Genomic DNA, 25,756 nt, shown 5'->3' with positions numbered 1-25,756 from the left:
ACCCAAGCCCCGGACACGATCCATGGGTTTTTCATTTTGCAAGAACTATGGATCAGGAAAGCCTAAGCGACTGATGGCGATTCAGTCTGAAAATGCCCGGTTCGCTCAATAGTGAGGCGTCTCGCGGCCGGAGACGCCATGCGGTGTCTACATTGGCACAGTCTTTCTGAGGCGGTACAGACTGCCGGAGCCAACGCTGTCCGCCGGCGCGCCGTCCGTGCAGCCGGCCATCGGCAAGCCCTGCGCCCATCCTGCTGCCAAGGCATGCACGTCACGCAAGGGATCGGACGCCTTGGCGCGTTCATTGCGAATGCGGCAGGTTTCAGGATCAGTGGCAAACAGGCCGCGCGCGAAAACGCGGCCCTGCTCGGCCAGCCTCGCGGTCTTCGGCCCGCGGATCTCGGCGAAGCGCAGCAAGGCTGCATCGAGGCAGCCCTCCGTCCCAGCCAGACACTGAGCCAGATGCCAGGCGTCTTCCAGTGCCTGACAGGCGCCCTGGCCGGAGGTCGGCAACGGCGCGTGCGCCGCATCTCCCACGAGCAGTACATTGGCGCGGCTCCACGTGTGCAGCGGCTCCAGGTCGTGCACGGCAATCAGTCGGATGGCATGCGCCGGTGTCGCCTGGATGATACGGGTGACAGGCTCGGGCCATCCCGCGAACAGATCCTCGATCTCCTTACGCATATCCGCTGCGGGCGCCGCCCCCGGCAATGGGCGTGCCTGCGCCGCCGCCCAGTAGACCAGATCCGGCCGGACGGCCACGCAACCGAAGCGGTCACCCGAACCCCAGTAATCCTGAATCGCGATATCGTCCACCAGTGCGCTTTCCGCCTGCGTCACGCCCACCCAGTTCACAAAGCCCTGATAGACTGGCGTGTTGTCCCCCGCGACGAAGCGGCGTGCCACCGAGTCCATGCGGCCATCGGCGCCGATCAGCAGGTCCGGACGAATGCTTGCCCCGTTTTCGAAGCGCGCCACGGCTTTGCCGCCAGCATCGAGGTCGATCGCCACCGCCCGATGCCCGAATGCTACCGGGATCCCGGCCTGTGCCGCATGATCCAGCAGTACCGCCTGCAAGTCCCGGCGCAAGATCGTATGCGTCGGATGCCCCATAATCTGGTCCAGCAGGGCAATATCGATGCCCCCCAAAGAATTGCCCGCGGCATCCTGACGGTGCATGGCCACTGGCCGGCCTCCCACTGCAGCGATGTCTTGCAGCAGCCCCAGTTCCTCCAGCACAAAGCCGGCGTTGGGCCAGAGCGTAACGCCAGCCCCCATCGTCGCGGGCCCCGCCCGGCGCTCATATACGCGGGGTTTGTATCCCCGCTTGCTCAGGGCAAGCGCCACGCTCAACCCTGCAATGCCGCCGCCAAGTATTCCGATTTCCATGCTGAAGCTCTCCTATTCAATCCGTCCCGACGCGCCGCCGGCGGCGATCCATCGGACGAGACGGCATCTTAAATTCCGCCACTTTGGAGTACTAGTATGTGAAAATGGGCAGCTTTCATACCTGAATCGGGATAATCATGCGCAATGCCCTCGACTTGAATACCGTCCGTGTCTACGTGGCGGTCGTCGATGAACAAAGCTTTGCCGGCGCGGCACGCCTGCTGACCCTGCCATCTTCCAACGTCAGCCGCCACGTTGCCTCGCTGGAACGCATGCTGGGCGTCCGCCTGCTGGAACGCAGCACCCGCCACCTGCGTATGACGGAAGCTGGCAGGCTGCTCTACGAACGCGCAAAACCCTTGCTCGAGGCCTTGCTCGCCACCGAGGAAGAGCTTGGCGCCGTGCAGCGTGAACTGCGCGGCCCCCTCAGGATGTGCATGCCAGGCGAAGCGCCGAGGCTGCTAGCTCCTATCCTGGCCGAGTTCTGCAGCCTTCATCCCGGCATCGAACTGGAATGCGACACGCGCCTGACTGGTCTGGACGCTCTCCGGGAAGACATGGACCTGTCCATCGTCTTCCATCGCGGGCGCCAGGATGACAGTACCTTCATCACCCGCGAACTCGCTACGCTGCCCAGCATCGTGGTCGCGGCGCCCGCCCTGCTAGCCAAGACTGGCATACCGCGCCACGTGCGCGAACTTAGGTCATTGCCGTGCATTACCACCTTGAGCGCGTTAAAGGGCCAGCCCTGGCAGTTTCTCGATGCCACGGGCGACATCGTAAAGGTAGCTGTGCGTAGCCGCTATCGTGTTAACAGCGGAGAACTGGCATTGGCGGGCGCGCGGCAAGGCATCGGCTTCGCGATCGTGGCGGCCTATCCATGCCAGGAAGATCTTGCCGCGGGCCGCTTGCAGGAAGTGCCGCTGGACCTGTGCCCTGCGCCACTGCAATTGCTTGGCGTGTACAGCCATCGGCACTCCGTAACTGCGCGGGTTCGGGCTTTGCTGGAATTGATACAGCTGCGATTGGAAGGAGTCGGGAGCGGCGCAAAATGAAAATCGAATTGGGGAACGCGCCCGAATAGCGGCATGAATCGCCACGACCATTGTAGACACTCCTGAGTTTAGGCAAAGGGGAAATCATGAGCGGTAAGCGTTACCCGGAAGAATTTAAGGTCGCTGCGGTCAAGCAGGTGAATGAGCGCGGGCACCCGGCGCTTGAGGTCGTTGAACGGCTTGGCGACGCAAGCCAGTCGAGCCAGTCATGATTCATTCGGATCAGGGCGCGCAGGGCGGATTCAAGCGGTCCTCGCAACACCGGATTGTTATACCTTTCAGTTGAGAAAAGATAAACAATGGAGGAGGAAGGCTGCTCATCGCATGGTTGTTCTGATAAGTTGGTTTAATCGATATCAAACCGGCTGCAGATAGTCGGGGAGTGGCGTGGATGGCAGACGTACGCCAACGACAGACCATACTGGTGCATTTCACACAAACGGGGGAGGCGACATGTCCGAGATGATCGAATGGCTGCAATGGCCCGCCATGGCCGCTTCGCTGCTGGCGGCCTGGCTGGTGGCTTCGCGCACTGCCGCGCGGCGCTTCGCCGGCTTCTGGGTATTTTTGTTCAGTAATGTGCTGTGGGTCTGCTGGGGCTGGCAAGACGGGGCCTGGGCCCTGATCTTCCTGAACCTGTGCCTGGCCTTGATGAACGTGCGCGGCATCTTCAAGAACGAGCGCCCGTGATACCGTTTGCACGGGTTGATTTGTAAATTTATATTTGTTTCCTATGTCTCATACATGCGCGGCCGGCCCGCCGGCGGCCATTTTCCAGCGGAAAACCGTGCGTTGCGTCCATCTTCCCCGGATATTTGCTGTCTTATATAAGATTCCTCGCCATCGGATACACAAACAGCGGCAGGACAGTCTAAAATACGTGGTGGGCAAGCACGGCGTCACCGCCGGCACACTAGCCGTCCAAAGCAAGGCTAACCGTCCTGTGTTTGGAATGAAGAAAGTTAACCACCAGGCATCACCGCATACAAGGGAATGAACATGGCAACACAAAAATCCAAAATCATCTACACGCTGACTGACGAGGCGCCGCTGCTCGCGACGTATTCCCTGCTGCCAATTATCAAAAAATTCACTGCGCCGGCTGGCGTGGACGTCGTTTCCAGCGATATTTCGGTGGCGGCGCGCGTACTGGCTGAATTTCCCGAATTCCTAACGGACGCGCAAAAAGTCCCGAACACCCTGGCGGAACTGGGCAAACTGACCCAGCTGGCTGACACCAACATCATCAAGCTGCCGAACATCAGCGCTTCGCAAGGCCAGCTGATCGCCTGCGTGCGCGAACTGCAAAGCCGCGGCTACAAGCTGCCGGACTACCCGGAAGATGCAAAAACAGACGAAGACAAAGCCCTGAAAGCCCGCTACGGCAAGTGCATCGGCAGCTCCGTCAATCCGGTCCTGCGTGAAGGCAATTCCGACCGCCGCGCACCGAAGGCTGTCAAGGAGTACGCGCGCAAGCACCCGCATTCGATGGGCGAGTGGAGCCAGGCTTCGCAAACCCACGTGTCGCACATGCATCACGGCGACTTCTACCACGGCGAAAAATCGCTGACCCTGGAAAAGGCCCGCGACGTCAAGATGGAACTGGTCACGGCTTCGGGCAAGACCATCGTGCTGAAACCGAAGGTGTCCCTGCAAGCGGGCGAAATCATCGACAGCATGTTCATGAGCAAGAAAGCGCTGCTGGAGTTCTACGAGAAGGAAATCGACGACGCCTTCAAGACGGGCGTGATGTTCTCGCTGCACGTCAAGGCCACCATGATGAAAGTGTCGCACCCGATCGTCTTCGGCCACTGCGTGCGCATTTTCTACAAGGACGCGTTCGCCAAGCACGCCGAACTGTTCGACAAACTGGGCGTGAATGTCAACAATGGCATGAGCAACCTGTACGACAAGATCGAGACCCTGCCAGCGTCGCAAAAGGATGAAATCCTGAAAGACCTGCACGCCTGCCACGCCAACCGTCCGGAACTGGCCATGGTCGATTCGGCCAAGGGCATCACCAACTTCCACTCGCCGAACGACATCATCGTCGACGCGTCGATGCCAGCCATGATCCGTATCGGCGGCAAGATGTGGGGTGCCGATGGCCGCCCGAAGGACGTCAAGGCAGTCATGCCGGAATCGACGTTCGCACGCATCTACCAGGAAATGATCGGCTTCTGCAAATGGCATGGCAACTTCGATCCGAAGACCATGGGCACCGTGCCGAACGTGGGCCTGATGGCGCAGCAAGCGGAAGAATACGGTTCGCACGACAAGACGTTTGAAGTGCCGGAAGGCGGCATCGCCAACATCACCGACCTGGAAACGGGCGAAGTGCTGCTGACGCAGACGGTGGAAGAGGGCGACATCTGGCGCATGTGCCAGGTCAAGGACGCGCCGATCCGCGACTGGGTCAAGCTGGCCGTCACGCGCGCGCGCAACTCGGGCATGCCAGCCGTGTTCTGGCTGGACAGCTATCGTCCGCACGAAAACGAAGTCATCAAGAAGGTCCAGGTTTACCTGAAGGACCACGATACCAGCGGCCTGGACATCCAGATCATGTCGCAGACGCGCGCCATGCGCTACACGCTGGAACGCGCCTTCCGCGGCCTGGACACCATCTCCGTGACCGGCAACATCCTGCGCGACTACCTGACCGACCTGTTCCCGATCCTGGAACTGGGCACGTCCGCCAAGATGCTGTCGATCGTGCCGCTGATGGCCGGTGGCGGCATGTACGAAACGGGCGCCGGCGGTTCGGCACCGAAGCACGTCAAGCAGCTGGTGGAAGAAAACCATCTGCGCTGGGATTCGCTGGGTGAGTTCCTGGCCCTGGCCGTGTCGCTGGAAGACATGGGCATCAAGACGGGCAACGCGAAGGCGAAAATCCTCGCGAAAACCCTGGACGAAGCGACGGGCAAGCTGCTGGACAACAACAAGTCGCCATCGCCGCGCACCGGCGAGCTGGACAACCGTGGCAGCCATTTCTACCTGGCCATGTACTGGGCACAAGCCCTGGCGGCACAGAAGGATGACGCGGAACTGGCGGCGCACTTCGCGCCAGTGGCCAAGGCCCTGGCCGACAACGAAGAAAAAATCGTTGCCGAGCTGAAAGAAGTGCAGGGCAAGGAAACGGATATCGGCGGCTACTACCTGCCCGATCCGGCGAAGACGGAAGCCGTCATGCGTCCTAGCGCCAGCCTGAACGCGGTGCTGGATACGATCTGATGCAGGCTTGATGTTTAGCAAGGCCAGCGTCTGCTGGCCTGCTGGCTGATAAAAAAACGCCGCCGGGAGCGATACCGGCGGCGTTTTTTATTTCCCTACGGCTTTATTGATAATGCCTGTAGACACCGGTGCTGCCATTGTGCCTGACCAGCAGGACGTCATACGGGTCCTGGCGCGGGCCTTCCATGCCGGGCGAACCCATGGGCATGGCGGGCACGGCCAGGCCTCTGGCCTTGGGTTTGTCGCGCAGCAGTTGCCGGATCTCGCTGGCGGGCACGTGGCCCTCGATGGCATAGCCGTTGACGAGGCCCGTGTGGCAGGAGCCGAGCGCGTCGGGAATGCCGGCCAGCTTGCGGTATTGCGCCGGCATCTCCACGTTTTTCGCGCGCACGGTAAAACCGTTCTTCTCCAGGTGCCTGATCCATTCGGAGCAGCAGCCGCAGGAGGCGCTCTTGAACACGTCGATGACGGGCGCGGCGGCCATGGCGAGGGTGGGCAGGGCCAGCATGCCGGCGACGGCGCCCCGCAGCAGGAAATTCTTGATCATGGTGTAGCTCTCAGGTAGATAAGGTCGGATGGTCGGGCGTGCTCCGGCCAAGTGGCGGGGAGGGGCGCGGGCCGGCAATTCCCGCCCGCCGCGCAGGCATGGCGGGTGGGCCAGGGCAGCGTGCCTGGCGCCGGCGCTTACGCCGGCACGTGGCGCGGCGGCCGCAGCAGGGCGTCGGGAATGAAGCCCGTGAACAGGACCGGGGCTGAAGGGGGGACGTTTTCCGCGCCGCGCAGGGCCGCAGGCGCGCTGGCGAGGGAGGGCGGCATGCAGGCGCCCGTGCAAAAGCCCGCACAGCTGCCGCAGGCGGGGTGACCGGCGCCGGCGCCATCGTGCGGCCGCGCGCCAGGGTCTGCCTCCGCGGCGGCGGCGCTTGCCCGGGCCGCGTCGCCGTGATGCGGGCACGCTTCGCCCATCGGGGGCGCCGCCGGCGCGTGCGCCGCCTGGGGGCGCGCCGGACTACTGCTTGCGCACGGCCAGCCCATGCCGGCAGCGGCGGCCTGCAGGGGCAGCGCCGTGATCAGCAGCAGGACCAGCCATGTTTTGAAGAGTCTTAGCATCGCTGGAAAGTATAGCATAGGGGCAACAGCAGCCAGGCCGGGGCGGAGCTCCTAGGCCGAGGCATCCTGGCGCGATTTCGACAGGTACATGGCCCGGTCGGCGTGGCGCAGCAGCATCTGCATGCTGTCGGCATCGTCCGGGTAATGGGCCGCGCCGATGCTGACGGCCGTTTGCAGCACGTCGCCGTTGCCCAGGTGTAGCGGCATGGCCAGCGCCGCATGGATCTTTTGCTCGATCAGCGCGATGTCAGCGGGCATGGCATTGTTTTCCAGCAAGATGACAAACTCGTCGCCGCCCATCCGGGCCAGGGTGTCGGTTTCGCGGATGCAGTCGCGCAGGCGCGCGGCCACGGCCTGCAGCAGCAGGTCGCCGCAGGCGTGGCCGTGGCGGTCGTTGACGCGCTTGAAACCATTCAGGTCCAGGAACAGCAGCGACAGCCGGCCCTGCTGGCGGTGGGCGCGGGCGAAGGCCGTGTACAGGCGGTCGTGGAACAGGCGGCGATTCGGCAGGCGGGTCAGTTCGTCGTGCATGGCCATGAACTGCATCTGCGTGTGCAGCTGCTGGCGCTCGATGGCCGTGGCCAGCTGCTTGGCGACGAATTGCAGCAGATCCTGGTCCTGCTCCGTGCTCATGACGCCATCCTGGCCGCTTTGCCACGCCAGCACGCCGATGCTGCCGCGCGACGAATACAGCGGCACGGCCAGCCAGTCGGCGGCCAGGCCGCTGGCGGCCTGCTGCAGCGCCTCCGGCAAGCCCGCCAGCTTGCCCGTTTGCAATAGCACGGTCCGGCCGCAGCGCAGCACTTCATCGCACAGCAGGCCCGCCAGGGGCGGGGCGGCCTGCGGCGCGCTGCCGGCCGCATGGCAGGTGATGGGCGTTTGCATGCCATGTTCGTCCTGCAGCTGCAGGGTCAGGCTGCGCACGGGCAAATGCTCGCCGATGATGTGCAGGATGCGTTGCAGCAGGGCGGGCATGTCGCCCGCCGCATGCGTGGCTTCGGAAATGGCATACAGCGCGGCCTGCTTTGCCTGCGCCTGTTTCAGGGCGCTGACATCGCGCGCCACCGCCACGCGCAGCTGGTGCGGAGCGGACCAGCGGGCGGACCACATGATGTGCGCCAGGCGGCCATCCTTGCGCAGGTAGCGGTTTTCAAAGTGCGTCTGCGCATGGCCGTCCATGATGGCGCGGGCCGCCGCCAGGGTGCGGGCGCGGTCGGCGGGCGCGACCAGGTCGATCATCTGCATGCCGATCATTTCCTGCTGCGTGTAGCCGAAAATGCGTTCGCAGGCGGCGCTGACAAAGACAAAGCGCCCCTCCACGTCGACCATGCACACGGCGTCGAGCAATAAGTCGGTAAAACTGGCCAGCGGCGCGCTCAGAATCTTGTGTTCCATAGTCTTGCATTTTAATGGACATTTCTGGCCGCTATACAACTTGTTGGGGTGCATCACTCTGCCAGCATGAAAATGTTTCATTTCCCCGACGCTCATGCTTTGCGATTTCTTGCCGTTATAGCAGTATTGCCATGCCACCGCACGCCACCTCGCCGTATCCGGGGAGGAAGGCGCGTTTGTCGGCTCTTGATTGCAAAATAATTAAAGATAGCGATATTTCACTCATGCACCTGTCCACGTCCTGCAAGGCGACCGCCCCATGACTTCCATTGCCCCCCTCTCCAGCTGGAACAGCGCCCCGTCGCGCGCGTCCGCCGCCAGCCCCGTCCGCGCGGAGGCACCGCCGTCCGCCGCCACGCCATCGACCATCGTCGCCCTCAGCCCGGAGAGCGTGAACGGCGGCGTCCCGGCGGGCCAGCAGCCGTCGCCGATGGTGTGGGAGAGCGGCACGCGCGACAAGGTCAGCGAGGCGATGACGAAGAGCTTTTCCGCGTATGCGTTTGGCGGCCGCTTCAGCGGCCTGGGCGCGGCCATGCTGGGACAGGCCAAGCTGGGCAACTATCAGTTCTCGCAGGCGCTGCGCCAGCCGCCGCCGAGCACGACGCCGAATATCTACGGGGCATCGGCCATCGCGCCGGGCGACCTGCACGGCAATGGCGAGGATAAGGTCACGCTCAGCATCACCACCAAAAGCGGCGTGGAGGTCAAGTTGTCGCTCGACAGCCAGGGCGACGGCCTGGCCGTGCAGATGACGGCCAACGGCGAGCTCAGCGACGTTGAAACGCGGGCGCTGGGCGAGCTGGCGGAGGGTTTCCAGGACGCCATCGACGGCATGGGCCAGGACACGCCGAAACTCAAGCTGGCCGGCCTGATGCAATTTGACCAGCAGGCGCTGGCATCGGTGAAGCTGCATGCGGAAGTCAAGGTGCGCGGCGAGCCCGCAGGCGTGCAAACCCTGGATTTCCAGGCCGATGGTACGCAGCGCTCGGTCAGCTTCAGCGGCGTGGCCGGCACCCTGGACCTGAAGGTCGATGCCAGCGCGCTCAATACCCTGGGCAGCCCCGAGCGCCAGGCCAAGGCGCTGGACAGCTACATGAAGCAGTTCGACCAGGCGGCCTCGCGCGGCCATGGCGACGCCGGCCTGATGGCCATGCTCAAGGATGGCTTCACGGCCCTGCACAGCAATACTGCCGCGCCGCAGGCCGCGACGGCCACGCCGGAAGCGGGCAAGTGGCGCCTGGCGGCCGAGGACAAGTCCATCCTGACGGGACTGGCGGATTTCAGCGCTTCCGTGTCGCAGAGCGTCAATTTCAGCAATCCCATGCGCGGCATGGAAAAGGATGGCTTCGATTATGCGGTGTCGCAGAAGACGGCGCAGGCGGGCGCCAGCCAGGATGAACGGTCTGTCAGGCAACAGCAGCAGTCAACGCTGAGCGCCAGCTTCCACCAGTCGCTGGTGCCCGGCGTGCCGCTGCGGCTGACGAACAATACGGAATCGCAGAACTATACCTATCACCAGATCGAGGACTCGGCCAGCAGCGAGGCGCAGGTAGCATACAAGGAAGGCAAGCTGGTGCGGGCAAGCCTGCGGCAGGAGGGCAGCCAGTCCACGCATGTCACCAAGTATTTCTTCGGCAAGGTGCAATCGGACACGACCACGCCAGGCAGCTATGCCGTGCTGCGCGACCTGCTGCCCGTGCTGGGGCCTTACCAGACGGGCGCGAAGGAAGCGACGTCCGAGGCGCGCATCGAGCAGCGCAAGCAGGCGCTGGCGGCGCTGGGCGACGACGTGCTGCTGCAGTCGTACCGGGGGCAGACGGTCAGCCTGTGGCAGGCGGACGTGCAGCCGAAGGCCGACGCCAGCTAGAACCACGCGGCGGCACGGCCCCGGAGAAGCCCGTCTCCGATGCCGGCGGCGGTTTGCATGTCCCTTCGGCTGTATTGACCATGCTTGTCCGGCTCGCTACGCGCCGTGGCGCCGGCAGACGTGGCATGCCTCTGCTACGCCGTCCATCCCCGCGCCTGCAGGCGCTGCCGTTCCAGTGCCGCGTAGGCGGGGGCAATGCCTGCCGCCAGTTGCGCCAGCCGCTCTTCCTGCGGAGGGCGCGCATCGCCGCGATATGCCGTGCCCGTATATTTGGAGTGAAACTGCGAGCGTTGCCGCATCGCTTCCAGCTGCGGCGGCGTGCAATCGATCCGCAAGGCGTCCAGCAATTCTGAAAAGACCATCCCCGGCAGCTGGCTGTAGTTGATCAGCTGGATCCGTCCCGCCGCCGCATGGGCCTGGGCCGCCGTGTAAAAGCTTTCCAGCACCAGGGCCGCGTACGCATCGAGGTCGCCGGGGGCGGTGGCGCGGACCGCCAGGGGCAGCAGGGCGGGGTGGATCAGGCCGGGCACCATTTGCGGGCCGCGCTGGCGCTGGTGCGAGGCCAGCACCGCCTGCGGCTCGCGGTAGAGGAACAGGCAGGGCGTGTCGGGGAAGGCTGCGCGCAGCAGGTCCAGGCTGTGGATGTGCCAGCAGTCGAACTTGATGATGAACTTGTTTTCGACGCCGCTGCGGCGCTGGCCCATGGCGCGCATGACGTGGCGCAGCAGGGCGATGCCATCTCCGGCCGCCCCCAGGTCGTGGTGCAGGCGCAGCACGGAATCGATGATGGGCGGTTCGGACATGACGATGCATTGCGGCAGGGAGGCCAGCAATTGCGTCAGCAGCGTGGAACCGCAGCGCGACACGTGAAAGATGAAGACGTCGGGCGCCGGCACGTCGCTGAACTGCGCCAGCGCCGCGGGCGGCGCGTGGCAGACGCGGCGTTCGTCGCGCTCCTGGCGCGCCAGGGTGTTTTCAAAGAAGGAATCGGTGAAGCCGATGTCGCCCATGTCGCGCCACGCCAGCGTCATCGCGCCACCATCGGGCCCGGCGCTGGCTGTCAGCGGATACCAGTTGCGCAGGTCCATGCCCGCGTGCCAGTCGACGGGCGCGCCCCTGGTCAGCAGGCGTTCCTGCACCGCAAAGCCGTTGTGCGCGCTCATGCGGCCACCCCGCGCCGGATGGCGGCCAGCTGGTCGGCCCGGGCCAGCACGGCCGGCTCGCCGGTGGCCCGCAGGCGCTCGATGATGTCCTGCACGTTGCCATCGTTGATGCTGGCGTCGCCATATTTGGGCGGCGCTTTCGGCACGAAGCCGGCGCTGGCGAACAACTGTTCCAGCCAGGCGTTGGTGACGCAGTCGATCACCAGGTGCACGCGCGGCGCCGTGCCCCGGTTTTCCACGGCGTGGCGGCAGCTGGCATCCATGTACCAGGCGTGGCCGGCGCTGAAATGCACAGGCTCGCCGTCGATGCGGAACAGCACCTGCGGCGAGGTCCGGATCGGGATATGGATGCGCGTCACGCCATCGGCCAGCGCGGTGCCGGGATCGCGGTGTTCGCGGATCACGGCGCCGGCGTCGAGTGCCATCAGGCGCGCGGCGCCCACGTCGCAGGCGAAACCGGCGATCACCTGCCTCAGGTACGGACAGTGCGCCAGGTGCGGCGTATCGGCATACGCCACGTCGTCGAGCGACATGATGTGACGCGCATCGCCGCCGGAGGAACGCAGCGGCAGCACGCTCCAGCCATTTTCATAGGCGCCCGTATTGAAATGCGCCAGCCAGTCGGCGGGCAGGAAGCGGTCGATATCGTGCTGCATGCGCGCCACGTCGAAGGACAGCGGCAGGCGCAGCCAGGTGCTGGGCGCCGTCATGCCGCGCTCCAGCGCAATTGTTGCTGGATGGGGTCTTCGCTCTCGGCAACGAAGCCCAGGCGCGCATACAGGCGGCGCGCGGCCAGGTTGGCGTGATTCACGCCCAGGTGGAGCGTCCATTGCTGCGCGGCGGCATGCGCCTGCAAGCCAGCCAGCACGGCGCTGCCCGCTCCCTGTCCCTGCGCCTGCGGCAGCAGCGTGATGTCGACCACGCGCAGCGCCTGTGCGCCGGGGTTGACGATCAGCCGGCCGATGGGGGCGCCGTCGCGTTCGATCAGCAGCTGGCGCGCCTGCGGATAGGACTGCCGGTAGCCCAGTTCGTGCGTGCGCTGCTGCATGGCGATCAGTTGCTCGATGAAGTCGGGTTCTGCCTGCATGTGCAGCAAGTCGCCACGGCTGCAGCGGTACAGGGCGCGTACAAAATCCTGGTCGCCATCGCTGGCGGCATCGATGTCGCGCAAGTGGAAAGGGGAGGGAAGGGAATACACCGGCGCTCCAAAAAAGGTGTGGTTCAAATGGCTGTCTATTTGCTATGCTGCCAATGTTTACGCCGTCTTGCAATCACATTTACAGGATTTCCCCTATGAATATCACTCTTGAACTGATCGGTCCCCTGGTGGACAGCGTCTTCATGGCCCATACGGCGGCCGGCGTGGTGCCGCTGACCTTGAGCGAAGCGAAGGAACTGCCGCGGCGCGGCTTGCCGGACCAGTTCCGCACGCCGCTGAGCATGATTTTCGCGGGTCCGGCCGAACTGGTGTTGTCAGACGGGAATTACACGCTTGATCATGCGCAACTGGGCCGGCTGGAGCTGTACCTGTGGCCGATCTCGGCGCCGTTGCCGGCCAAGCCAAGTGAGCTCGGCAAGCAGTGCTATCAGGTCTCGCTGTCGTGAGTGGGCCTGATCGTGCTGCCTGGCAGGCGGAACTGGCGGACATCGCCCGCGCCATTGCCGATCCGGCCCGCCCGCTGGCCTCGCTGATCGGCGAAACGGGCCAGCTGCGGGCCTTTGTCGAGCGCCATTCGCAGCTGTCGATGGCGGGCTCGGACCGCATGACCGAGGGCGAGAGCATCTTGCCAAGCGGCTGGGCGATCTCCCCGGTGCAGGCGGCGCTGTGCGCGCGCGAACCGCTGCGCAGCGCCGCCTTCATCCAGGGCCTGGCCGCAGCCATCCGCGCCGCGTTGACGGGCGACAAGCCCGTCTCGGTGCTGTACGCGGGCTGCGGCCCGTTTGCCTTGCTGGCCTTGCCGTTGATGGCGATTTTTTCGCCACGCCAGCTGCGCTTCACCATCCTCGAAGTACACGAGGATGCGCTCGGCTATGCGCGCGCGCTGATCGAAGAGCTCGGCTATGGCGCGCACGTGGCGGCCTACGTCTGCGCCGACGCCGCCGCCTGGCGCATCGCGCCCGATGCGCTGCCGGACGTGATCGTCAGTGAAACCATGAATACGGCATTGGGCAAGGAACCGCAGGTGGCCATCATGCGCAACCTGTTCGTGCAGGCGCCGCAGGCGGCGCTGGTGCCTGCCGCCATCGCGGTGCACCTGGGCCTGCCCGGCCGCGCCATGGACGAGCCGTGCGCCGACTGGGGCCGCATCTTTGAAGTGAATGCCGCCAGCATCCTGGCATGGCAGGGGCAGGGCGGCAGCGCATTGCCGGCCGCCAGCATCCGCCTGCCGGCGCAGCTGGCGCGCGCGCCGAAACTGCTCACGCGCATCCAGGTGCATGGCGATATCGTGCTGCACGACTATGACTGCAGCCTGAATCTGCCGCTGCACCTGCCCGGCAAGCCGCAACTGACGGGATCGGAAACGCTGGCCTTTTCCTACCAGCTGGGCAGCACGCCGGGCCTGGCGTGCGACGTGATGCGCTGAGACAACGTCTTAATTGCGTGCTGGAAAGTAGCCCTCGATGGCGATCAGGTAATTCATCGCCAGGAAGGGCGGCGTCGGCGCGCTCTGCGCCGTCAGCGTCACCGGCGTGCTGATTGTCTGGCCGCTACCGGTGCTGGCGTTGGTGACGGTCGGGCTGAAGCTGACCTGACCGGTGGCGCCGGCCAGGGCGACGCTGCCGGCGCTGCCCAGTGCGGGCAAATACATATTGGTGACGGACGTGCCCGACGAGGCGGCAGTGGCCAGGTAGCCGCCTGCCGTAGGCGCAGGGGCGGTGGCTTCATCCAGGGCGGCGTTCAAGGTGACGTTGACCGTCGACGAACCGCCCGACACGGTGGCGGCGTGGGTGTGCGCCGGCAGGTTGTCTTGCGTCAGCGTGATGTTGGCGTGGCCGGTGCTGACGAGGCGCACGTTGGTACCCAGCGTGTCGCCATTTTGCGACGCCCGTGTCGGCGTACCAGCATCATTGACTGGTGCGGTGACGATGCGGTCAGATGCGACCGCGTTGTTCAGTGCCACCGGAATGCGGCCGCGCAGGTCGGGCAGGGCGAAGGTGGTCCTGCCGTCGCCGCCGAACTGCACGCCCAGCAGGGCGTACAGGGCGGGATAGGTTTGAATATTGAGTATCTGGCCATTGCAGAACATCCAGCCCTTCGGTGCGAAAGGGAATGCCGCCAGCATGATGGTGCCGATAAGTGGGTCCATATTGTCTCTGATGAAGTGAAGAGTGTGTCAGATGGGCAGGTGAAACAGCCGCGACCGCTGCGGATCCGGGGCGCGCCTTGTGCGTCCCGGATCGTGCTGCATGATTAGTTGCGGCTAGGGAAGATGCCATTGATGCAGATGATGTACTGTACCGTCTGGAACGGCGGCACGGTGGCCACGTTGCCGGTGGTGGACACGGTGACCGGCGCGACCACGGCGGTGCCATTGCCGGTATTGCCGACAGTGACCGTGCCGCTACCGCTGCCAGTCACCGTCGCGGTGGCGGCATTGAGCTTGGTCAGCGTGCCGCCACCGGCATACAGGAACGGCGTGCTGGTGCCGTCGGTCGCGCCTGCGGCCAGGTAGCCGCTGGCCAGCGGTGCCGCTGACGTGCCATCGGCGGTGCTGACATTGATATCGACGGTGATGGGCGTGCCGCCGCCAGCCGTAAATGTCGCGGGATGGTTGTGGGCCGGCAAGTTGGCGACGGTCAGGGTGGCGGTGGCGGTGCCGGTGCCGGCTGCGGTAAACGTCGTGGCCACGGTGCCACCGGCGGTGCCGTTGTCGCCGGGGATACGGCCCTGTATCGCGGTCGTGCACTGACCCACGGCCGCGCGGCCGCGCAAATCGGGCAAGCCGAAGGTGTTGACGCCGTCGCCGCCATACTGCGTGCCGAGCAATGCAAACAGGGCCGCGTTGTTGTTGATGCTCAGCAACTGGCCGTTGCACGTCATCCAGCCGCGCGGTGGAAAGGGAAAGCCTACGGCAAGAATGGTACCGACAAATGCATCCATGTTGATTGCCTTTCAAATGAGAGTTTCAATATTATGTCGCCGGGACCGCCAGGCCGGCCTGGACGAAATGAATTCAACCTGGGAATTCAGCCTAGATACATTATGTCAGTTTTGAAAACATTTTCCTGGCATGTGTAATATGGCGTTATTTTTTAAAATGGCATGCGCAACGATATGGACAGTATGGAAAATATGTAAATAATAATAATCCATGCTGTCTGCGGCTTGAAGCGTGCCGCGTTGTCATCAGTTGCGTTGTGGGAAAACTCCTTCCACGGCGATGATGTATTGCATGGCCAGGAAGGGCGGCGTCGGCGCGCTCTGCGCCGTCAGCATGACTGGCGCGGTGACCGGCAAGCCAATGCCGGTGATGGCGTTGCTAACGGTCGGGGTGAAGTTGACCTGTCCTGTGGCGCTGGCCAGGGCGGCGCTGCCGGCGGCGCCCAGCGCCGGCAGATACATATTCGTGACGGACGTGCCCGACGATGCGGCAGTGGCCAGGTAGCCGCCTGCCGCAGGCGCAGGATCGGTGGCTTCGTCCAGGGCGACGCTCAGGGATACGTTCACGGTCGACGAACCGCTCGACACGGTGGCGACGTGGGTGTGTGGCGGCATGTTGGCTTGCGTCATCGCGAAGCTGACGCCGCCGCCGCTGACGAGGCGCACGTTGGCGCCCAGCGTATCGCCCACCACGCCTGGCCGGGTGGGCACGCCCTGGCCGTTGACGGGCGCGGTGACGATGCGGTCGGCCGCGACGGTGTTGTTGACTGCCACCGGGATGCGGCCGCGCAAGTCTGGCAGGGCGAAGGTGGTTCTGCCGTCGCCGCCGAACTGCACGCCCAGCAGCGCGTACAGCGCCGCATTGCTTTGAATGTTGAGGATCTGGCCTTGGCAAAACATCCAGCCCTGCGGTGCAAAGGTGTAGGGGCACAACAAGACGCTACCTAAAATCGGATCCATGCGTGTTCGCTTTCAAATGATGGGAATGAAAAGACAGGCGGCGCGACTGCACCGCCGGGAAAGATGCCGGGGCTTTGTCATGCAAGAATCAGCCTGCCGCAAGCAGAAAAGAAAAATCCGCATGGATTATGCTGGCGGCATAGGCTTGCATGTTCTTCCTTTCGAATATGGAATACGGCAGTGTCTCGCTGCCGATTAAATCGGCGCGGCATGGTGTGGATATATTAATTCAAAATTTTAAAAATATCACTATTAATTATTGGGGAATATTATTATTGATAAATATGAAACTTTATCGATTGCCGCTGCCGCTGCAAAGCCGTTGCCAAAGGCGCGCGTATCAGCTGCGGCAATAAAATGGCGGCCCCATGATTGGATGCGGCCAGCCTGTCAGCGGGCTGGCTGAAGTCCGATAGCGCCACGCCGGGCGGGCATGCGCCGCTGCGCGACCTGGCGTTGGCGCTGGCGCCGTACCAGACCGGTGAGGCATGGTGGAACGTGGAGGAAAAGCGCGTTCAGCGCGAGCCGATGCCGGCGGCGCTGAACGGGGGGTGTTCCTGCCGGCGAGGGCAGGAGCATGCGGGAACAGAAGGAGGGAAGGGCGCTGGCGCCGGATCAGGCTTGCGCCTTGCTTTGCTTGATCCAGTAGCCGATGCCCAGGGCAGCCAGCCAGACGGGAATCAGGTAGACGGAGATGCGCAGGCCCGGCGTCAGGTACATGATCACCAGGATGCCGGCCAGGAAGACCAGGCACAGGTAGTTGGTGAACGGGTAGCCCAGGCTCTGGAACAGGGTCGTCTTGCCCTCGGCCTTCTTTTGTGCGCGGAAGCGCAGGTGGATCCAGCTGATCATGGCCCAGTTGATGATCAGCGCCGAGACCACCAGGCCCATCAGCACTTCGAACGCTTCGCCCGGCATGAAGTAATTCACCACCACGCAGGCGCCGGTGGCCAGCGCGGACACGCCCAGGGCCACGAGCGGCACGCCGCGGCGGTTCAGGTGCAGCAGCGCGCGCGGCGCGTTGCCCTGCTTGGCCAGGCCGAACAGCATGCGCGTGTTGCAGTACACGCCGCTGTTATACACGGACAGGGCGGCCGTCAGCACCACCACGTTCAGGGCCGTGGCCACCAGGTTGCTGTCGAGCGCATGGAAGATCAGCACGAAGGGGCTGCCGCCGGTGACGACGTTCTGCCACGGGTACAGCGACAGCAGGATGCCCAGCGCGCCGATGTAAAAGATCAGGATGCGGTAGATGGCCTGGTTGGTGGCGCGCGGAATCGTCGTGCTCGGGTCATCCGCCTCGGCTGCCGTGATGCCCACCAGTTCCAGGCCGCCAAAGGAAAACATGATGACGGCCATGGCCATCACCAGTCCCTGCCAGCCGTTCGGGAAGAAGCCGCCGTGCTGCCACAGGTTGGCGACGGACGCCTGCGGTCCCGCGTCGCCGGAGGCGAGCAGGTAGGCGCCGAAGACGATCATGCCGATGATGGCCACCACCTTGATGATGGCGAACCAGAATTCCATTTCGCCAAACGCCTTGACGTTCAACAAGCTGATGGCATTGATGGCGCAAAAGAAGATGAGCGCCGAGACCCACGTGGGCACGCCGGGCCACCAGTACTGCACGTAGATGCCGACGGCCGTCAGTTCGGCCATGCTGACGAGCACGTACAGCACCCAGTAATTCCAGCCCGACAGGAAACCGGGCAAATGGCCGCAGTACTTGTCGGCAAAATAGCTGAAGGAGCCGGCGACGGGTTCGTCGACCACCATTTCGCCCAGCTGGCGCATGATCAGGAAGGCGATGACGCCGGCGATGCCGTAGCCCAGCAGCACGGAAGGGCCGGCCATCTTGATGGTTTGTGTGATGCCCAGAAACAGGCCGGTGCCGATGGCGCCGCCCAGGGCGATGAGCTGGATGTGGCGGCTTTTCAGGCCGCGCTTGAGCTCTTGTGGTTCGGTATTCCCGACTGCCGTCATGTGTTTTATCCTGTTTATACGGGGCTGAGGTCGCTGATTCTAAAGCATGCACGGGCAAATCAGGAGCGAAATGCATGTTGCACTGCGGAGGCGCAAGAAAAGCCGCGCATCTTCGCCGAACGGCGCGCAAAACGCCTGCCGCCGGCGGCGCCCGCTTGCTATGATGGCGGCAACTTCAAGGAGAGCATATGAATATTGCGCAGCGCAGCCGCATGCAGGGCATCAGCCTGGGCTTTTTGGCCGGCTATGTCGACACCCTGGGCTTTGTCGCCCTGTTCGGCCTGTTCACGGCCCACGTGACGGGCAACTTCGTGCTGATCGGCGCGGCGCTGGCGAAGGCCACGCATGCGTCCATCGCCCTGAAATTGCTGGCCTTTCCCGCCTTTATCCTCGGCGTGGCGGCGGCGCGGCTGCTGAGCGTGGCGGCCGAACGCCGCGGCGGACCGGCCCTGCGCCTGGCGCTGCTGCTGGAGATGGCGCTGCTGCTCGGCTTCATGGTGTGCGGCATGCTGGCCGAACCGCTGGGGCCGGAGCCGGGCGCGCTGGCCATGACGGCGGGCCTGTTCGGCGCGGCCGGCATGGGCGCGCACAGCGCCATCAGCCGGCTGCTGCTGGCGCACCTGGCGCCGACCTCCATGATGACCGGCAACGTGACGCAAATCGTCATCGACAGCGTGGACGTGCTGCGCGGCGCGGCCGACGGCGCCACGCGCGACCGCTGCGTCAAATTCTTCTGGCCCCTGCTGGGCTTTGCCGTGGGCGCCATCCTGGCCGCCTTTGCCTACCTGGCCGTGGGCTTTGCCGCGCTGGCCGTGCCGCTGGCGATATTGCTGGTGCTGATGGCGCTGGAACCGGCGCGCCTGCCCGCCTAGCCGCCGCGGCTTGCCGTGACGATGGCCGGTTCGTACACGGCCAGGAACTCGGGCGGCAGGCGGCGCGCGCGGCCGCTGCTCAATTCGATGCAGATCAACTCCCAGCGGCCGCGCACGACGGTGGCGCCGTCGCTGTCGCGCACCAGCTGGAAGCGCCGCTCCATGCTGGAGCGTCCGTCGCTGGCGCACAGCCAGGTGGCCAGGGTCAGCGCTTCGCCGGCCCGGGTGGGCAGCAGGTAGTCGTACTCGCCGCGGCGGATCGCCATGGCCCGGTCCAGGCGCCGGTAGTCGTCCAGGTCCAGCCCCAGGGTGGCGGAATGGTGCCAGGCGATGTGCTCGCACCAGCGCACGTACACGGCATTGTTGGTGTGCTGCAAGCCGTCGATATCGTCCGCCGAGGGCGTGACGGGCAGGGTGCAGGCGTGCGGATAATCCCAGTTCAAGTGCGTTCCTTTCGATGCTGTCCGGGCGGATTGTACGTGCCGGCGGCATTTCCTGCGCGGCGCGCACGCCAGGCGCGGCAGCATTTTTCTTCCTGATGTATGATGCATCATCTTTGAAAGACACCACGCAGGCATCGGCCATGACGCACCAACTGGACAATCTGTCGCACGTCAACCTGGGCAAGTCCGTGTATGCCACCTTGCGCGAGGCGCTGGCGGCCGGGCGCTTCCAGCCCAACGACCGCCTGCGCATCCGCGAACTGGCGCTGCAGCTGGGGACCAGCGTCACGCCCGTGCGCGACGCCATGCTGCAGCTGGTGCAGGAAGAGGCGCTGGTGCTGCGCTCGCCGCGCGACTTCCGCGTGCCCGTGCTGAGCGTGGCGCGCTACCTGGAAATCCGCGCCCTGCGCCTGGAGCTGGAAGGCCTGGGCGCGTTCGAGGCGGCGCGGCGCATCGACGACGCCAGCCTGGCCGACCTGGAACGCCTGCTGCTGGCAAATGAAGAGGCCATCGCCCGGCACGACCTGGCGGCGGCCCTGCAATGCAACCAGGCGTTTCACCTGGGCCTGGCGCAGGCGGCCGGCATGCCCACGTTAAAACGCTTCGTCGACCACCTGTGGATGCAGACGGCGCCCCTGATCGCCGCCGGCTATGCCGCCTTTTCGCCGGACATGCGGGTGGGCCACCACCACGCCATCATCGCTGCGCTGCGCCAGCGCGATGGCGCGGCCGCGCGGCAGGCCATCGAACAGGACATTCTCGACGGCGGCGCGCAGATGCTGGCGCATGTCATGCGCCAGGAGCGCATCCACGCCGGCGCAACGCAACAGGACAAGGAAGAACATGACGCATCATCCGCACAAGACTGAACCGGGCACTGAACGCAAAACCGCCATCGTCACGGGCGCCAGCCGCGGCATCGGCCACGCCGTCGCCGAGCGCTTCCGCAGCCTGGGCTGGCGCGTCATCACCGTCTCGCGCAGCCCGATACCGGGCGGCTGCCCCCGCAGCCAGGAGCACAACACGCACTTCTGCATGGACCTGTCGGACCTGAGCCAGATCGGGCAGATGGTCGATACCCTGCGGCCCATGCTGGGCGACGGCAAGCTGCACGCGCTGGTGAACAACGCGGGCGTGTCGCCGAAGGGGCCGGGCGGGGCGCGCGTCAATTCGCTGACCACCGACCTGCAGACATGGCAAGCCATGTACAACACGAATTTCTTTGCGCCGCTGGCGCTCACGCGCGGCTTTGCGCAGGAACTGTCGAACGCGCACGGCGCCGTCGTGAACCTGTGCTCCATCGCCGGCTACCGCGTGCACCCGTTTGCCGGTTCCGCCTATGCCAGCTCGAAGGCGGCCCTGGCCTCGCTGACGCGCGAAATGGCCAACGACATGGCGCCCATGAACGTGCGCGTGAATGCCATCGCGCCGGGCGAGATCGACACGGCCATCCTGTCGCCCGGCACCTCGCACATCGTCGACACGCAAATCCCCCTGCGCCGCCTGGGCACGACGGCCGAGGTGGCGGACCTGGTGGAGTTCTTATGCAGCGAGCGCGCCTCGTACATCACGGGCGCGGAAATCCCCATCGACGGCGGCCAGCGCATTTGATTGAAAAGGAAGACCGCATGAAAAGGAAGACCGCATGAAAAGGAAGATCGCATGACTCGACATATCGGCATCGTCGGCTGCTCCGCCGAAGGCGCGGCCCTGTGCTACCGCACCATCTGCGAAGAGGGCGCGCATGCGCTGGGCGCGTATGAACATCCGGAAGTGACGCTGCACACGCCGCCGCTGGTGCGCTATGTGGCGTGCCTGAATGCGGGCGACCTGGCCGGCGTGGCGGAGCTGATGCTGGCGTCGGCGCACAAGCTGGCCGCCGCCGGCGCCGACTTCCTGATCTGCCCCGACAACACCATCCACCAGGCATTTGCGCTGATGGTGCCCCGTTCGCCGCTGCCGTGGCTGCATATCGCCGATGTCGTCGCCGCCGAAGCGGCGGCGCGCGGTTTCCGCCGCGTGGGCCTGACGGGCACGCGATGGCTGGTCGACAGCGCCGTGTATCCGGACATGCTGGCCGCGCGCGGCATCGATTGCGTGCGGCCGGGCGAGGACGAGCGCGGCGAGATCAACCGCATCATCATGGAAGAGCTGGTGCCGGGCGTGGTCAAACCGGGCAGCGTGGCGCGCTTCCAGGCCATCCTCGCCGGCTTGCGGGGGCAGGGCTGCGACGCCGTCATCCTCGGCTGCACGGAAATCCCGCTGATCATCAGCGACGCCAATTCGCCGCTGCCGACTCTCGATTCCACGCGCTTGCTGGCGCGCGCGGCCCTGCGCCGGGCGCTGGCCGCCTGACTATTTGTTGAGTTGAGTATCGAGCCGTGCCTGCAGCGCGGCCACCACCAGCGCATGGTCGTCCGCCTGCGCCAGGCCCGAGACGGTGACGGTGCCGACCAGCCCCACGCCGCGTATCAGCAGGGGAAAGGCGCCGCCATGGCCCGCGTACTCGACGTCGTCGAGGTATTTCACGTCCTCGAAGGTGCTGCCGCGGCTCTTGTACGAGATGCCCATGTAGTAGGAACTGCGGCAGAAGCGCTGCACCGTGTTGTTCTTGCGGCGTATCCAGTCCGCCTGGTCGGCCGTGGCGCCCGTCATGGCGTGGTGGAACAGGACCTGGCCGTTGCGCGTGATGTTGACGGTGACGGCCTTGCCGCGCCGGCGCACGTCCTCGACGATCCACATGCCCACGGCGAGCGCATCATCGTTGTCGAAGCGCTTGAACTGCAGGGTTTCTTCCTGCTGCGCCAGGGTGTGCAGCAAATCGGCGTAATGATCCATCGTGAAAGTAGGCAAGAGTGGCTGGAAGCGCTACTGTAGCGCACCCTGGCGCGGCCGCGCGCGCTTTTTGCGCGCCGGGCCTACAATAGGCGGCATGAACCTGTCCCTGTTTGCCGATGAAGAGCAAGTCCCGGCCGCGCCCGTGCCGCTCGTGCCGGGCACGCGCGCGTCGTGGCTGCTGCGCGGCTTTGCGCTGCCCCACGTCGACGCCGTGCTGGCGGCGCTGGACGCCATCGTGCAGGCGGCGCCCCTGCGTCACATGGCCACGCCGGGCGGCCTGCGCATGTCGGTCGCCATGAGCAATTGCGGCACCCTGGGCTGGATCACGGACGGGCGCGGCTACCGCTATGCGCGGCGCGACCCCGCCAGCGGCCTGGCCTGGCCCGCCATGCCGCCCGTTTTCCTGCGCCTGGCGCAGCAGGCGGCGCTGGCGGCCGGCTATCCCGACTTCACGCCCGACGCCTGCCTCGTCAACCGCTATGCGCCCGGTGCGCGCATGACCCTGCACCAGGACCGCGACGAGTGCGATTTCAACGCGCCCATCGTTTCCGTCTCGCTGGGGCTGCCCGCCACCTTCCTGTTTGGCGGCGCCGGGCGGGCCGACCGGGCGGAACGCATCGTCCTGCTGCATGGCGACGTGGTGGTGTGGGGCGGCGCGGACCGGCTGCGCTTTCACGGCGTGGCGCCATTGAAGGAGGGCGAACACGCGCGGCTGGGCGCGCAGCGCATCAATCTGACCTTTCGCAAGGCCGGTTAGGCCGCAGGCGCCTCAGGTTCCGCCTGCGCCCGCTGCGCGCGCCAGGGCGTTGCCGGCCCAGCCACGTAATGCGCATACACATGGCGCCACGGGATGGCCAGGTACACCAGCACGACGAACGCGCATTCGAAGGCGGTGGCCGCGGTGGCGGCATCGAGGCTGCCATTGAGCCATTGCGGCAGCGGCACGAGCAGCAGCCAGATGGTCTTCCACAGCGCTTCCCACAGCAGCACGGGCAGCATCTGCAGCGGGTAGCGCAAGCCCAGCAGACATAGCAGCGAGAACGCGGCCAGCATGCAGTTGACGGTGCCGCGCGCCAGCTCCCACGGCGCGTGCGGCTGGACGATGCCGGGCCACAGCACGCTGCCGAGGCCCAGGACGACCAGCAGATACATGGCGCGTAGCGCATACAGGCGGGCGGTCGATACGGTGTTCATGGTGTTCGCTCCTTGGCGTGATGGGGGATGGACGGCTGACGTTGCGGGATTTCCCGCTTACTCGACTTCCTTGAGTATCTTTTCCAGGCTGCCCAGGCGGGCCTCGATCTGCGCCACGGACGCGCCCAGCGCCGCCAGCGCGGCCGCCGTTTCCGCCTGCGCAGCCGCCATGGACTGGGCCAGTTCCTGGTAGGCGCCGTCCTGCGCCAGCCGCGCGCGGGCTTGCGCCACGCCGGAAGCATATTTGAAGGCGAAGATGAGGACGGCGGCGGTGCAGCTAAAGAAGAACGCCGCGAAAAATGCATTTTCAGTCATGATGGCCTCGGTTATTCAGGGTTGGGGGTAAGCGACGACGCGGCCGTGGCGATGCTGGCCGGCGTCAGCAGCAGTTGAAACGGGCGGGCTTCAAAGTAATTGAGGGCCTTGCCGTCGTGCGACAGTTCCAGCTGGCTGCTGACCAGGCCCGCGTTTTCCAGCTTTTGCAGGTGCAGGTGCAGCAACGGACGGCTGATGCCCAGGTCGCGCGCCAGCTGGCTGATGTAGTTGCGTCCGCCCGTCGCCAGCGCGGCGACGATGCGCAGCCGGTGCGGGTTGTCGAGCGCCGCCAGCATGGCCAGCAGGCGGTCTCCGGTCGGTGGTGTGTTTGAATCTGTCATGTGTCAACATTATCTGACACATGACAGCGAGTCAAGCGAAATATGCGCCGCGTTGCGGCAGGCGCGGGGCCTAGGGTGCCGTCGCGTGCGGCCCTGCCTGGGCGAAGGCGAGATGGTTGCCGTCCGGGTCGGTGAGCATGATGGTGTGCACCTGCGCCGTCTGCATCAGCGCGCCGTGCGCCACGTTCAGCTGCTGCAGATGCGTGGCCAGCAGGCCGATATCGTCGACGGCCAGGGTGACGGAGCCGCCGCCGGCGCGCTCGGGCTGCTGGTACAGCTGCAGCCCGCCGCCCCGGTAAAATTTCCATTCGGCAACTTCCGGCAGGGGCCGGCTGTCGGCTTCCCTGTCCAGCAGGCTGGCATACCAGGCGCTTGCCGCGTGCAAGTCGCGCACGGCGAGGCTGGCGATGGCGTTCAGGATGGGCATGATGCATCTCCTTGATCGAGGGCGAACGTCAAGATAGCGCCATGACACAGGCATTTTCCGTGCGGGTGCGCACGGTGTCCGTCATTTCACATGCAACCATCTTGCAAATGGCGGGGAATGCCTGCATCATATGCAATTAATTTGCATATACGGGATGAATTCTCATGAAACGCGATGAGCACGCAGCGCCCTTGCCCGATGTCGCCAGCAGCGGCAATGCCGGCAGTCTCCTGCCACTGGAATGGGTGGGCATGCAGGGCATCGCGTTGCCTTTGTGGCTGGAAGAGGGTGGCCAGGCGCAGCAGGTCCATGCCTGGGCGGACGTGCACGTGGACTTGCCCGACCCGCGAGTGAAGGGCATCCACATGTCGCGCCTGTACCGGCTGCTCGATGCGTTTGCCGCCGCCGGGCCCCTCGATGCGGGCGAGCTGGCGGCGCTGCTGCGGCGCATGGTGGACAGCCACGCCGATTGCGCCAGCACGCGGGCGCGCATCGCGCTGGCCTTTGCCGTGCTGCGGCGCCAGCCGGCGTTGCTGACGGCCGGCCTGGCAGGCTGGAAATCGTATCCCGTGCGCCTGCAGGCCACGCTCTCGCCGCGTGGCCTGGCCATGACCCTGGCCGTGGAGGTCGGCTATTCGTCGACCTGTCCGTGTTCGGCGGCGCTGGCGCGGCAACTGCTGGCCGACGGCTTTGCGGCGCGCTTTGGCACGGGCGGCATCGATGGCGCGGCCGCCCGCGACTGGCTGCGCGAGCACGCCAGCCTGGCCACGCCGCACAGCCAGCGCAGCACGGCCAGCATCACCCTGTCTCTCGATGGCACAGCGGAGCTGGACCTGTTTCCCCTCATCGACCTGGTCGAAGCGGCGCTGGCCACGCCGCTGCAGGCGGCCGTGAAACGCGCCGACGAACAGGCCTTCGCGCGCCTCAATGGTGCTAACCTGATGTACGTGGAAGATGCGGCCCGCCGCGTGCAGGCGGCGCTGGCGCCACATTACGCGCAGGCTGGCGTTTCCGTGCGGCATATGGAAAGCCTGCATCCGCACGACGCCGTGGCGCAGGCCGGCGTCTTTTAATCAT

30 protein-coding genes are annotated in these 25,756 nt (G+C 65.2%); 13 read left to right on the top strand and 17 right to left on the bottom strand.

Features of this window, described 5'->3' with window-relative positions:
- Nucleotides 1-147: 147 nt before the first annotated feature.
- Entirely contained in the window at nt 148-1,389 is a 1,242-nt protein-coding gene (locus EBS11_RS00410) for an FAD-dependent monooxygenase (protein WP_290599647.1), read from the bottom strand.
- Nucleotides 1,390-1,526: 137 nt separating this feature from the next.
- On the opposite strand from EBS11_RS00410, the gene EBS11_RS00405 reads away from it, so the two are divergent.
- The 4 genes from EBS11_RS00405 to EBS11_RS00390 all read left to right on the top strand — a co-directional run bounded on the left by EBS11_RS00405 (nt 1,527) and on the right by EBS11_RS00390 (nt 5,675).
- On the top strand, nt 1,527-2,444 hold the full coding sequence (locus EBS11_RS00405) for a LysR family transcriptional regulator (protein ID WP_290599645.1): 918 nt from the start codon (nt 1,527-1,529) through the stop codon (nt 2,442-2,444).
- 86 nt (nt 2,445-2,530) lie between these two features.
- The gene (locus EBS11_RS00400; protein ID WP_290599834.1) at nt 2,531-2,656 is read left to right on the top strand and encodes a hypothetical protein; all 126 of its coding nucleotides are present in this window, start codon (nt 2,531-2,533) and stop codon (nt 2,654-2,656) included.
- Nucleotides 2,657-2,897: 241 nt separating this feature from the next.
- Nucleotides 2,898-3,134 (top strand): hypothetical protein, encoded by a 237-nt coding sequence (locus EBS11_RS00395; RefSeq protein WP_290599644.1) that lies wholly within the window; start codon nt 2,898-2,900, stop codon nt 3,132-3,134.
- Between the two features lie 309 nt (nt 3,135-3,443).
- The gene (locus EBS11_RS00390; protein WP_290599642.1) at nt 3,444-5,675 is read left to right on the top strand and encodes an NADP-dependent isocitrate dehydrogenase; all 2,232 of its coding nucleotides are present in this window, start codon (nt 3,444-3,446) and stop codon (nt 5,673-5,675) included.
- A gap of 103 nt (nt 5,676-5,778) precedes the next feature.
- Here the strand turns inward: EBS11_RS00390 and EBS11_RS00385 are convergent, their stop codons facing one another.
- The 3 genes from EBS11_RS00385 to EBS11_RS00375 all read right to left on the bottom strand — a co-directional run bounded on the left by EBS11_RS00385 (nt 5,779) and on the right by EBS11_RS00375 (nt 8,177).
- Nucleotides 5,779-6,222, bottom strand: coding sequence for a DUF411 domain-containing protein (locus tag EBS11_RS00385; RefSeq protein ID WP_290599641.1), 444 nt, complete (start codon nt 6,220-6,222; stop codon nt 5,779-5,781).
- A gap of 137 nt (nt 6,223-6,359) precedes the next feature.
- Nucleotides 6,360-6,782 carry a hypothetical protein gene (locus EBS11_RS00380; protein WP_290599640.1) on the bottom strand — a complete coding sequence of 141 codons (423 nt, stop codon included), beginning with the start codon at nt 6,780-6,782 and terminating at the stop codon, nt 6,360-6,362.
- A 51-nt stretch (nt 6,783-6,833) separates the two neighbouring features.
- A complete protein-coding gene (locus EBS11_RS00375; RefSeq protein ID WP_290599638.1) occupies nt 6,834-8,177 on the bottom strand; it encodes a diguanylate cyclase in 1,344 nt (447 codons plus the stop codon).
- 259 nt (nt 8,178-8,436) lie between these two features.
- On the opposite strand from EBS11_RS00375, the gene EBS11_RS00370 reads away from it, so the two are divergent.
- On the top strand, nt 8,437-10,044 hold the full coding sequence (locus EBS11_RS00370) for a hypothetical protein (protein ID WP_290599637.1): 1,608 nt from the start codon (nt 8,437-8,439) through the stop codon (nt 10,042-10,044).
- A 134-nt stretch (nt 10,045-10,178) separates the two neighbouring features.
- On the opposite strand, the gene EBS11_RS00365 is transcribed toward EBS11_RS00370, so the two are convergent.
- Genes EBS11_RS00365 through EBS11_RS00355 form a run of 3 tightly spaced genes read right to left on the bottom strand, consistent with a single transcriptional unit; the run spans nt 10,179 to nt 12,405 of the window.
- The gene (locus EBS11_RS00365; protein WP_290599636.1) at nt 10,179-11,207 is read right to left on the bottom strand and encodes a sulfotransferase; all 1,029 of its coding nucleotides are present in this window, start codon (nt 11,205-11,207) and stop codon (nt 10,179-10,181) included.
- Entirely contained in the window at nt 11,204-11,917 is a 714-nt protein-coding gene (locus tag EBS11_RS00360; RefSeq protein WP_290599635.1) for an aspartyl/asparaginyl beta-hydroxylase domain-containing protein, read from the bottom strand. The genes EBS11_RS00365 and EBS11_RS00360 overlap by 4 nt, the downstream gene beginning before the upstream one ends.
- Entirely contained in the window at nt 11,914-12,405 is a 492-nt protein-coding gene (locus EBS11_RS00355) for a GNAT family N-acetyltransferase (protein WP_290599633.1), read from the bottom strand. Before EBS11_RS00355 ends, EBS11_RS00360 begins: the two co-directional genes overlap by 4 nt.
- Before the next feature lie 95 nt (nt 12,406-12,500).
- On the opposite strand from EBS11_RS00355, the gene EBS11_RS00350 reads away from it, so the two are divergent.
- A complete protein-coding gene (locus EBS11_RS00350) occupies nt 12,501-12,812 on the top strand; it encodes a hypothetical protein (RefSeq protein ID WP_290599632.1) in 312 nt (103 codons plus the stop codon).
- A complete protein-coding gene (locus tag EBS11_RS00345; protein WP_290599631.1) occupies nt 12,809-13,792 on the top strand; it encodes a hypothetical protein in 984 nt (327 codons plus the stop codon). The genes EBS11_RS00350 and EBS11_RS00345 overlap by 4 nt, the downstream gene beginning before the upstream one ends.
- Nucleotides 13,793-13,801: 9 nt before the next feature.
- Here EBS11_RS00345 and EBS11_RS00340 read toward each other — a convergent pair whose 3' ends face one another.
- The 4 genes from EBS11_RS00340 to EBS11_RS00325 all read right to left on the bottom strand — a co-directional run bounded on the left by EBS11_RS00340 (nt 13,802) and on the right by EBS11_RS00325 (nt 18,249).
- Nucleotides 13,802-14,515 (bottom strand): tail fiber protein, encoded by a 714-nt coding sequence (locus EBS11_RS00340; RefSeq protein ID WP_290599629.1) that lies wholly within the window; start codon nt 14,513-14,515, stop codon nt 13,802-13,804.
- A 104-nt stretch (nt 14,516-14,619) separates the two neighbouring features.
- Nucleotides 14,620-15,309, bottom strand: coding sequence for a tail fiber protein (locus EBS11_RS00335; protein ID WP_290599628.1), 690 nt, complete (start codon nt 15,307-15,309; stop codon nt 14,620-14,622).
- 246 nt (nt 15,310-15,555) lie between these two features.
- Nucleotides 15,556-16,269, bottom strand: a complete 714-nt coding sequence (locus EBS11_RS00330) for a tail fiber protein (RefSeq protein WP_290599627.1) — start codon at nt 16,267-16,269, stop codon at nt 15,556-15,558.
- Between the two features lie 615 nt (nt 16,270-16,884).
- A complete protein-coding gene (locus EBS11_RS00325) occupies nt 16,885-18,249 on the bottom strand; it encodes an amino acid permease (RefSeq protein WP_290599626.1) in 1,365 nt (454 codons plus the stop codon).
- 188 nt (nt 18,250-18,437) lie between these two features.
- Between EBS11_RS00325 and EBS11_RS00320 the strand changes: the two genes are divergently transcribed.
- Nucleotides 18,438-19,121, top strand: a complete 684-nt coding sequence (locus tag EBS11_RS00320; RefSeq protein WP_290599625.1) for a YoaK family protein — start codon at nt 18,438-18,440, stop codon at nt 19,119-19,121.
- Here the strand turns inward: EBS11_RS00320 and EBS11_RS00315 are convergent.
- Nucleotides 19,118-19,564 (bottom strand): thioesterase family protein, encoded by a 447-nt coding sequence (locus EBS11_RS00315; protein WP_290599624.1) that lies wholly within the window; start codon nt 19,562-19,564, stop codon nt 19,118-19,120. The two genes, EBS11_RS00320 and EBS11_RS00315, sit on opposite strands and share 4 nt — an antisense overlap.
- A gap of 140 nt (nt 19,565-19,704) precedes the next feature.
- Here EBS11_RS00315 and EBS11_RS00310 point away from each other — a divergent pair, with 140 nt between their 5' ends.
- The 3 genes from EBS11_RS00310 to EBS11_RS00300 are packed head-to-tail and all read left to right on the top strand — an operon-like array spanning nt 19,705 to nt 21,919.
- Nucleotides 19,705-20,433 (top strand): GntR family transcriptional regulator, encoded by a 729-nt coding sequence (locus EBS11_RS00310; protein ID WP_290599623.1) that lies wholly within the window; start codon nt 19,705-19,707, stop codon nt 20,431-20,433.
- Complete coding sequence (locus EBS11_RS00305; protein ID WP_290599621.1) at nt 20,408-21,175, top strand: SDR family oxidoreductase; 768 nt, start codon at nt 20,408-20,410, stop codon at nt 21,173-21,175. The genes EBS11_RS00310 and EBS11_RS00305 overlap by 26 nt, the downstream gene beginning before the upstream one ends.
- Before the next feature lie 51 nt (nt 21,176-21,226).
- The gene (locus tag EBS11_RS00300) at nt 21,227-21,919 is read left to right on the top strand and encodes an amino acid racemase (RefSeq protein ID WP_290599619.1); all 693 of its coding nucleotides are present in this window, start codon (nt 21,227-21,229) and stop codon (nt 21,917-21,919) included.
- On the opposite strand, the gene EBS11_RS00295 is transcribed toward EBS11_RS00300, so the two are convergent.
- The gene (locus EBS11_RS00295; protein ID WP_290599618.1) at nt 21,920-22,402 is read right to left on the bottom strand and encodes a heme-degrading domain-containing protein; all 483 of its coding nucleotides are present in this window, start codon (nt 22,400-22,402) and stop codon (nt 21,920-21,922) included.
- 94 nt (nt 22,403-22,496) lie between these two features.
- Between EBS11_RS00295 and alkB the strand changes: the two genes are divergently transcribed.
- Nucleotides 22,497-23,159, top strand: a complete 663-nt coding sequence (alkB, locus tag EBS11_RS00290) for a DNA oxidative demethylase AlkB (RefSeq protein ID WP_290599617.1) — start codon at nt 22,497-22,499, stop codon at nt 23,157-23,159.
- On the opposite strand, the gene EBS11_RS00285 is transcribed toward alkB, so the two are convergent.
- The 4 genes from EBS11_RS00285 to EBS11_RS00270 all read right to left on the bottom strand — a co-directional run bounded on the left by EBS11_RS00285 (nt 23,156) and on the right by EBS11_RS00270 (nt 24,679).
- Nucleotides 23,156-23,596 carry a hypothetical protein gene (locus EBS11_RS00285; protein WP_290599616.1) on the bottom strand — a complete coding sequence of 147 codons (441 nt, stop codon included), beginning with the start codon at nt 23,594-23,596 and terminating at the stop codon, nt 23,156-23,158. The two genes, alkB and EBS11_RS00285, sit on opposite strands and share 4 nt — an antisense overlap.
- Before the next feature lie 57 nt (nt 23,597-23,653).
- Nucleotides 23,654-23,911, bottom strand: coding sequence for a hypothetical protein (locus tag EBS11_RS00280; protein ID WP_290599614.1), 258 nt, complete (start codon nt 23,909-23,911; stop codon nt 23,654-23,656).
- Nucleotides 23,912-23,922: 11 nt separating this feature from the next.
- Nucleotides 23,923-24,252 (bottom strand): winged helix-turn-helix domain-containing protein, encoded by a 330-nt coding sequence (locus EBS11_RS00275; RefSeq protein WP_290599613.1) that lies wholly within the window; start codon nt 24,250-24,252, stop codon nt 23,923-23,925.
- A 70-nt stretch (nt 24,253-24,322) separates the two neighbouring features.
- Nucleotides 24,323-24,679: a VOC family protein gene (locus EBS11_RS00270; RefSeq protein ID WP_290599612.1), complete on the bottom strand. Its 357-nt coding sequence runs from the start codon at nt 24,677-24,679 to the stop codon at nt 24,323-24,325.
- A gap of 164 nt (nt 24,680-24,843) precedes the next feature.
- Between EBS11_RS00270 and folE2 the strand changes: the two genes are divergently transcribed.
- Nucleotides 24,844-25,752: a GTP cyclohydrolase FolE2 gene (folE2, locus tag EBS11_RS00265; RefSeq protein ID WP_290599611.1), complete on the top strand. Its 909-nt coding sequence runs from the start codon at nt 24,844-24,846 to the stop codon at nt 25,750-25,752.
- The last annotated feature ends 4 nt before the right edge of the window (nt 25,753-25,756 follow it).

Source organism: Janthinobacterium sp. (assembly GCF_009923995.1).
Lineage (GTDB): Bacteria > Pseudomonadota > Gammaproteobacteria > Burkholderiales > Burkholderiaceae_D > Janthinobacterium.
Note: the sequence above shows the minus strand (reverse complement) of the source record. Positions and strands in the feature narration are given on the sequence as shown.

Bases quoted from the DNA above. Each gene is read 5' to 3' on its own strand.
- EBS11_RS00275 (WP_290599613.1), bottom strand. From the start codon at position 24,252: ATGACAGATTCAAACACACCACCGACCGGAGACCGCCTGCTGGCCATG.
- EBS11_RS00360 (WP_290599635.1), bottom strand. From the start codon at position 11,917: ATGACGGCGCCCAGCACCTGGCTGCGCCTGCCGCTGTCCTTCGACGTG.
- EBS11_RS00380 (WP_290599640.1), bottom strand. From the start codon at position 6,782: ATGCTAAGACTCTTCAAAACATGGCTGGTCCTGCTGCTGATCACGGCG.
- EBS11_RS00405 (WP_290599645.1), top strand. From the start codon at position 1,527: ATGCGCAATGCCCTCGACTTGAATACCGTCCGTGTCTACGTGGCGGTC.
- EBS11_RS00340 (WP_290599629.1), bottom strand. From the start codon at position 14,515: ATGGACCCACTTATCGGCACCATCATGCTGGCGGCATTCCCTTTCGCA.
- EBS11_RS00295 (WP_290599618.1), bottom strand. From the start codon at position 22,402: ATGGATCATTACGCCGATTTGCTGCACACCCTGGCGCAGCAGGAAGAA.
- EBS11_RS00365 (WP_290599636.1), bottom strand. From the start codon at position 11,207: ATGAGCGCGCACAACGGCTTTGCGGTGCAGGAACGCCTGCTGACCAGG.
- EBS11_RS00390 (WP_290599642.1), top strand. From the start codon at position 3,444: ATGGCAACACAAAAATCCAAAATCATCTACACGCTGACTGACGAGGCG.
- EBS11_RS00370 (WP_290599637.1), top strand. From the start codon at position 8,437: ATGACTTCCATTGCCCCCCTCTCCAGCTGGAACAGCGCCCCGTCGCGC.
- EBS11_RS00320 (WP_290599625.1), top strand. From the start codon at position 18,438: ATGAATATTGCGCAGCGCAGCCGCATGCAGGGCATCAGCCTGGGCTTT.
- EBS11_RS00395 (WP_290599644.1), top strand. From the start codon at position 2,898: ATGTCCGAGATGATCGAATGGCTGCAATGGCCCGCCATGGCCGCTTCG.
- EBS11_RS00270 (WP_290599612.1), bottom strand. From the start codon at position 24,679: ATGCCCATCCTGAACGCCATCGCCAGCCTCGCCGTGCGCGACTTGCAC.
- EBS11_RS00285 (WP_290599616.1), bottom strand. From the start codon at position 23,596: ATGAACACCGTATCGACCGCCCGCCTGTATGCGCTACGCGCCATGTAT.
- EBS11_RS00300 (WP_290599619.1), top strand. From the start codon at position 21,227: ATGACTCGACATATCGGCATCGTCGGCTGCTCCGCCGAAGGCGCGGCC.
- EBS11_RS00410 (WP_290599647.1), bottom strand. From the start codon at position 1,389: ATGGAAATCGGAATACTTGGCGGCGGCATTGCAGGGTTGAGCGTGGCG.
- EBS11_RS00330 (WP_290599627.1), bottom strand. From the start codon at position 16,269: ATGGATCCGATTTTAGGTAGCGTCTTGTTGTGCCCCTACACCTTTGCA.
- EBS11_RS00335 (WP_290599628.1), bottom strand. From the start codon at position 15,309: ATGGATGCATTTGTCGGTACCATTCTTGCCGTAGGCTTTCCCTTTCCA.
- EBS11_RS00325 (WP_290599626.1), bottom strand. From the start codon at position 18,249: ATGACGGCAGTCGGGAATACCGAACCACAAGAGCTCAAGCGCGGCCTG.
- EBS11_RS00280 (WP_290599614.1), bottom strand. From the start codon at position 23,911: ATGACTGAAAATGCATTTTTCGCGGCGTTCTTCTTTAGCTGCACCGCC.
- EBS11_RS00385 (WP_290599641.1), bottom strand. From the start codon at position 6,222: ATGATCAAGAATTTCCTGCTGCGGGGCGCCGTCGCCGGCATGCTGGCC.
- EBS11_RS00350 (WP_290599632.1), top strand. From the start codon at position 12,501: ATGAATATCACTCTTGAACTGATCGGTCCCCTGGTGGACAGCGTCTTC.
- alkB (WP_290599617.1), top strand. From the start codon at position 22,497: ATGAACCTGTCCCTGTTTGCCGATGAAGAGCAAGTCCCGGCCGCGCCC.
- EBS11_RS00310 (WP_290599623.1), top strand. From the start codon at position 19,705: ATGACGCACCAACTGGACAATCTGTCGCACGTCAACCTGGGCAAGTCC.
- EBS11_RS00375 (WP_290599638.1), bottom strand. From the start codon at position 8,177: ATGGAACACAAGATTCTGAGCGCGCCGCTGGCCAGTTTTACCGACTTA.
- EBS11_RS00400 (WP_290599834.1), top strand. From the start codon at position 2,531: ATGAGCGGTAAGCGTTACCCGGAAGAATTTAAGGTCGCTGCGGTCAAG.
- folE2 (WP_290599611.1), top strand. From the start codon at position 24,844: ATGAAACGCGATGAGCACGCAGCGCCCTTGCCCGATGTCGCCAGCAGC.
- EBS11_RS00305 (WP_290599621.1), top strand. From the start codon at position 20,408: ATGACGCATCATCCGCACAAGACTGAACCGGGCACTGAACGCAAAACC.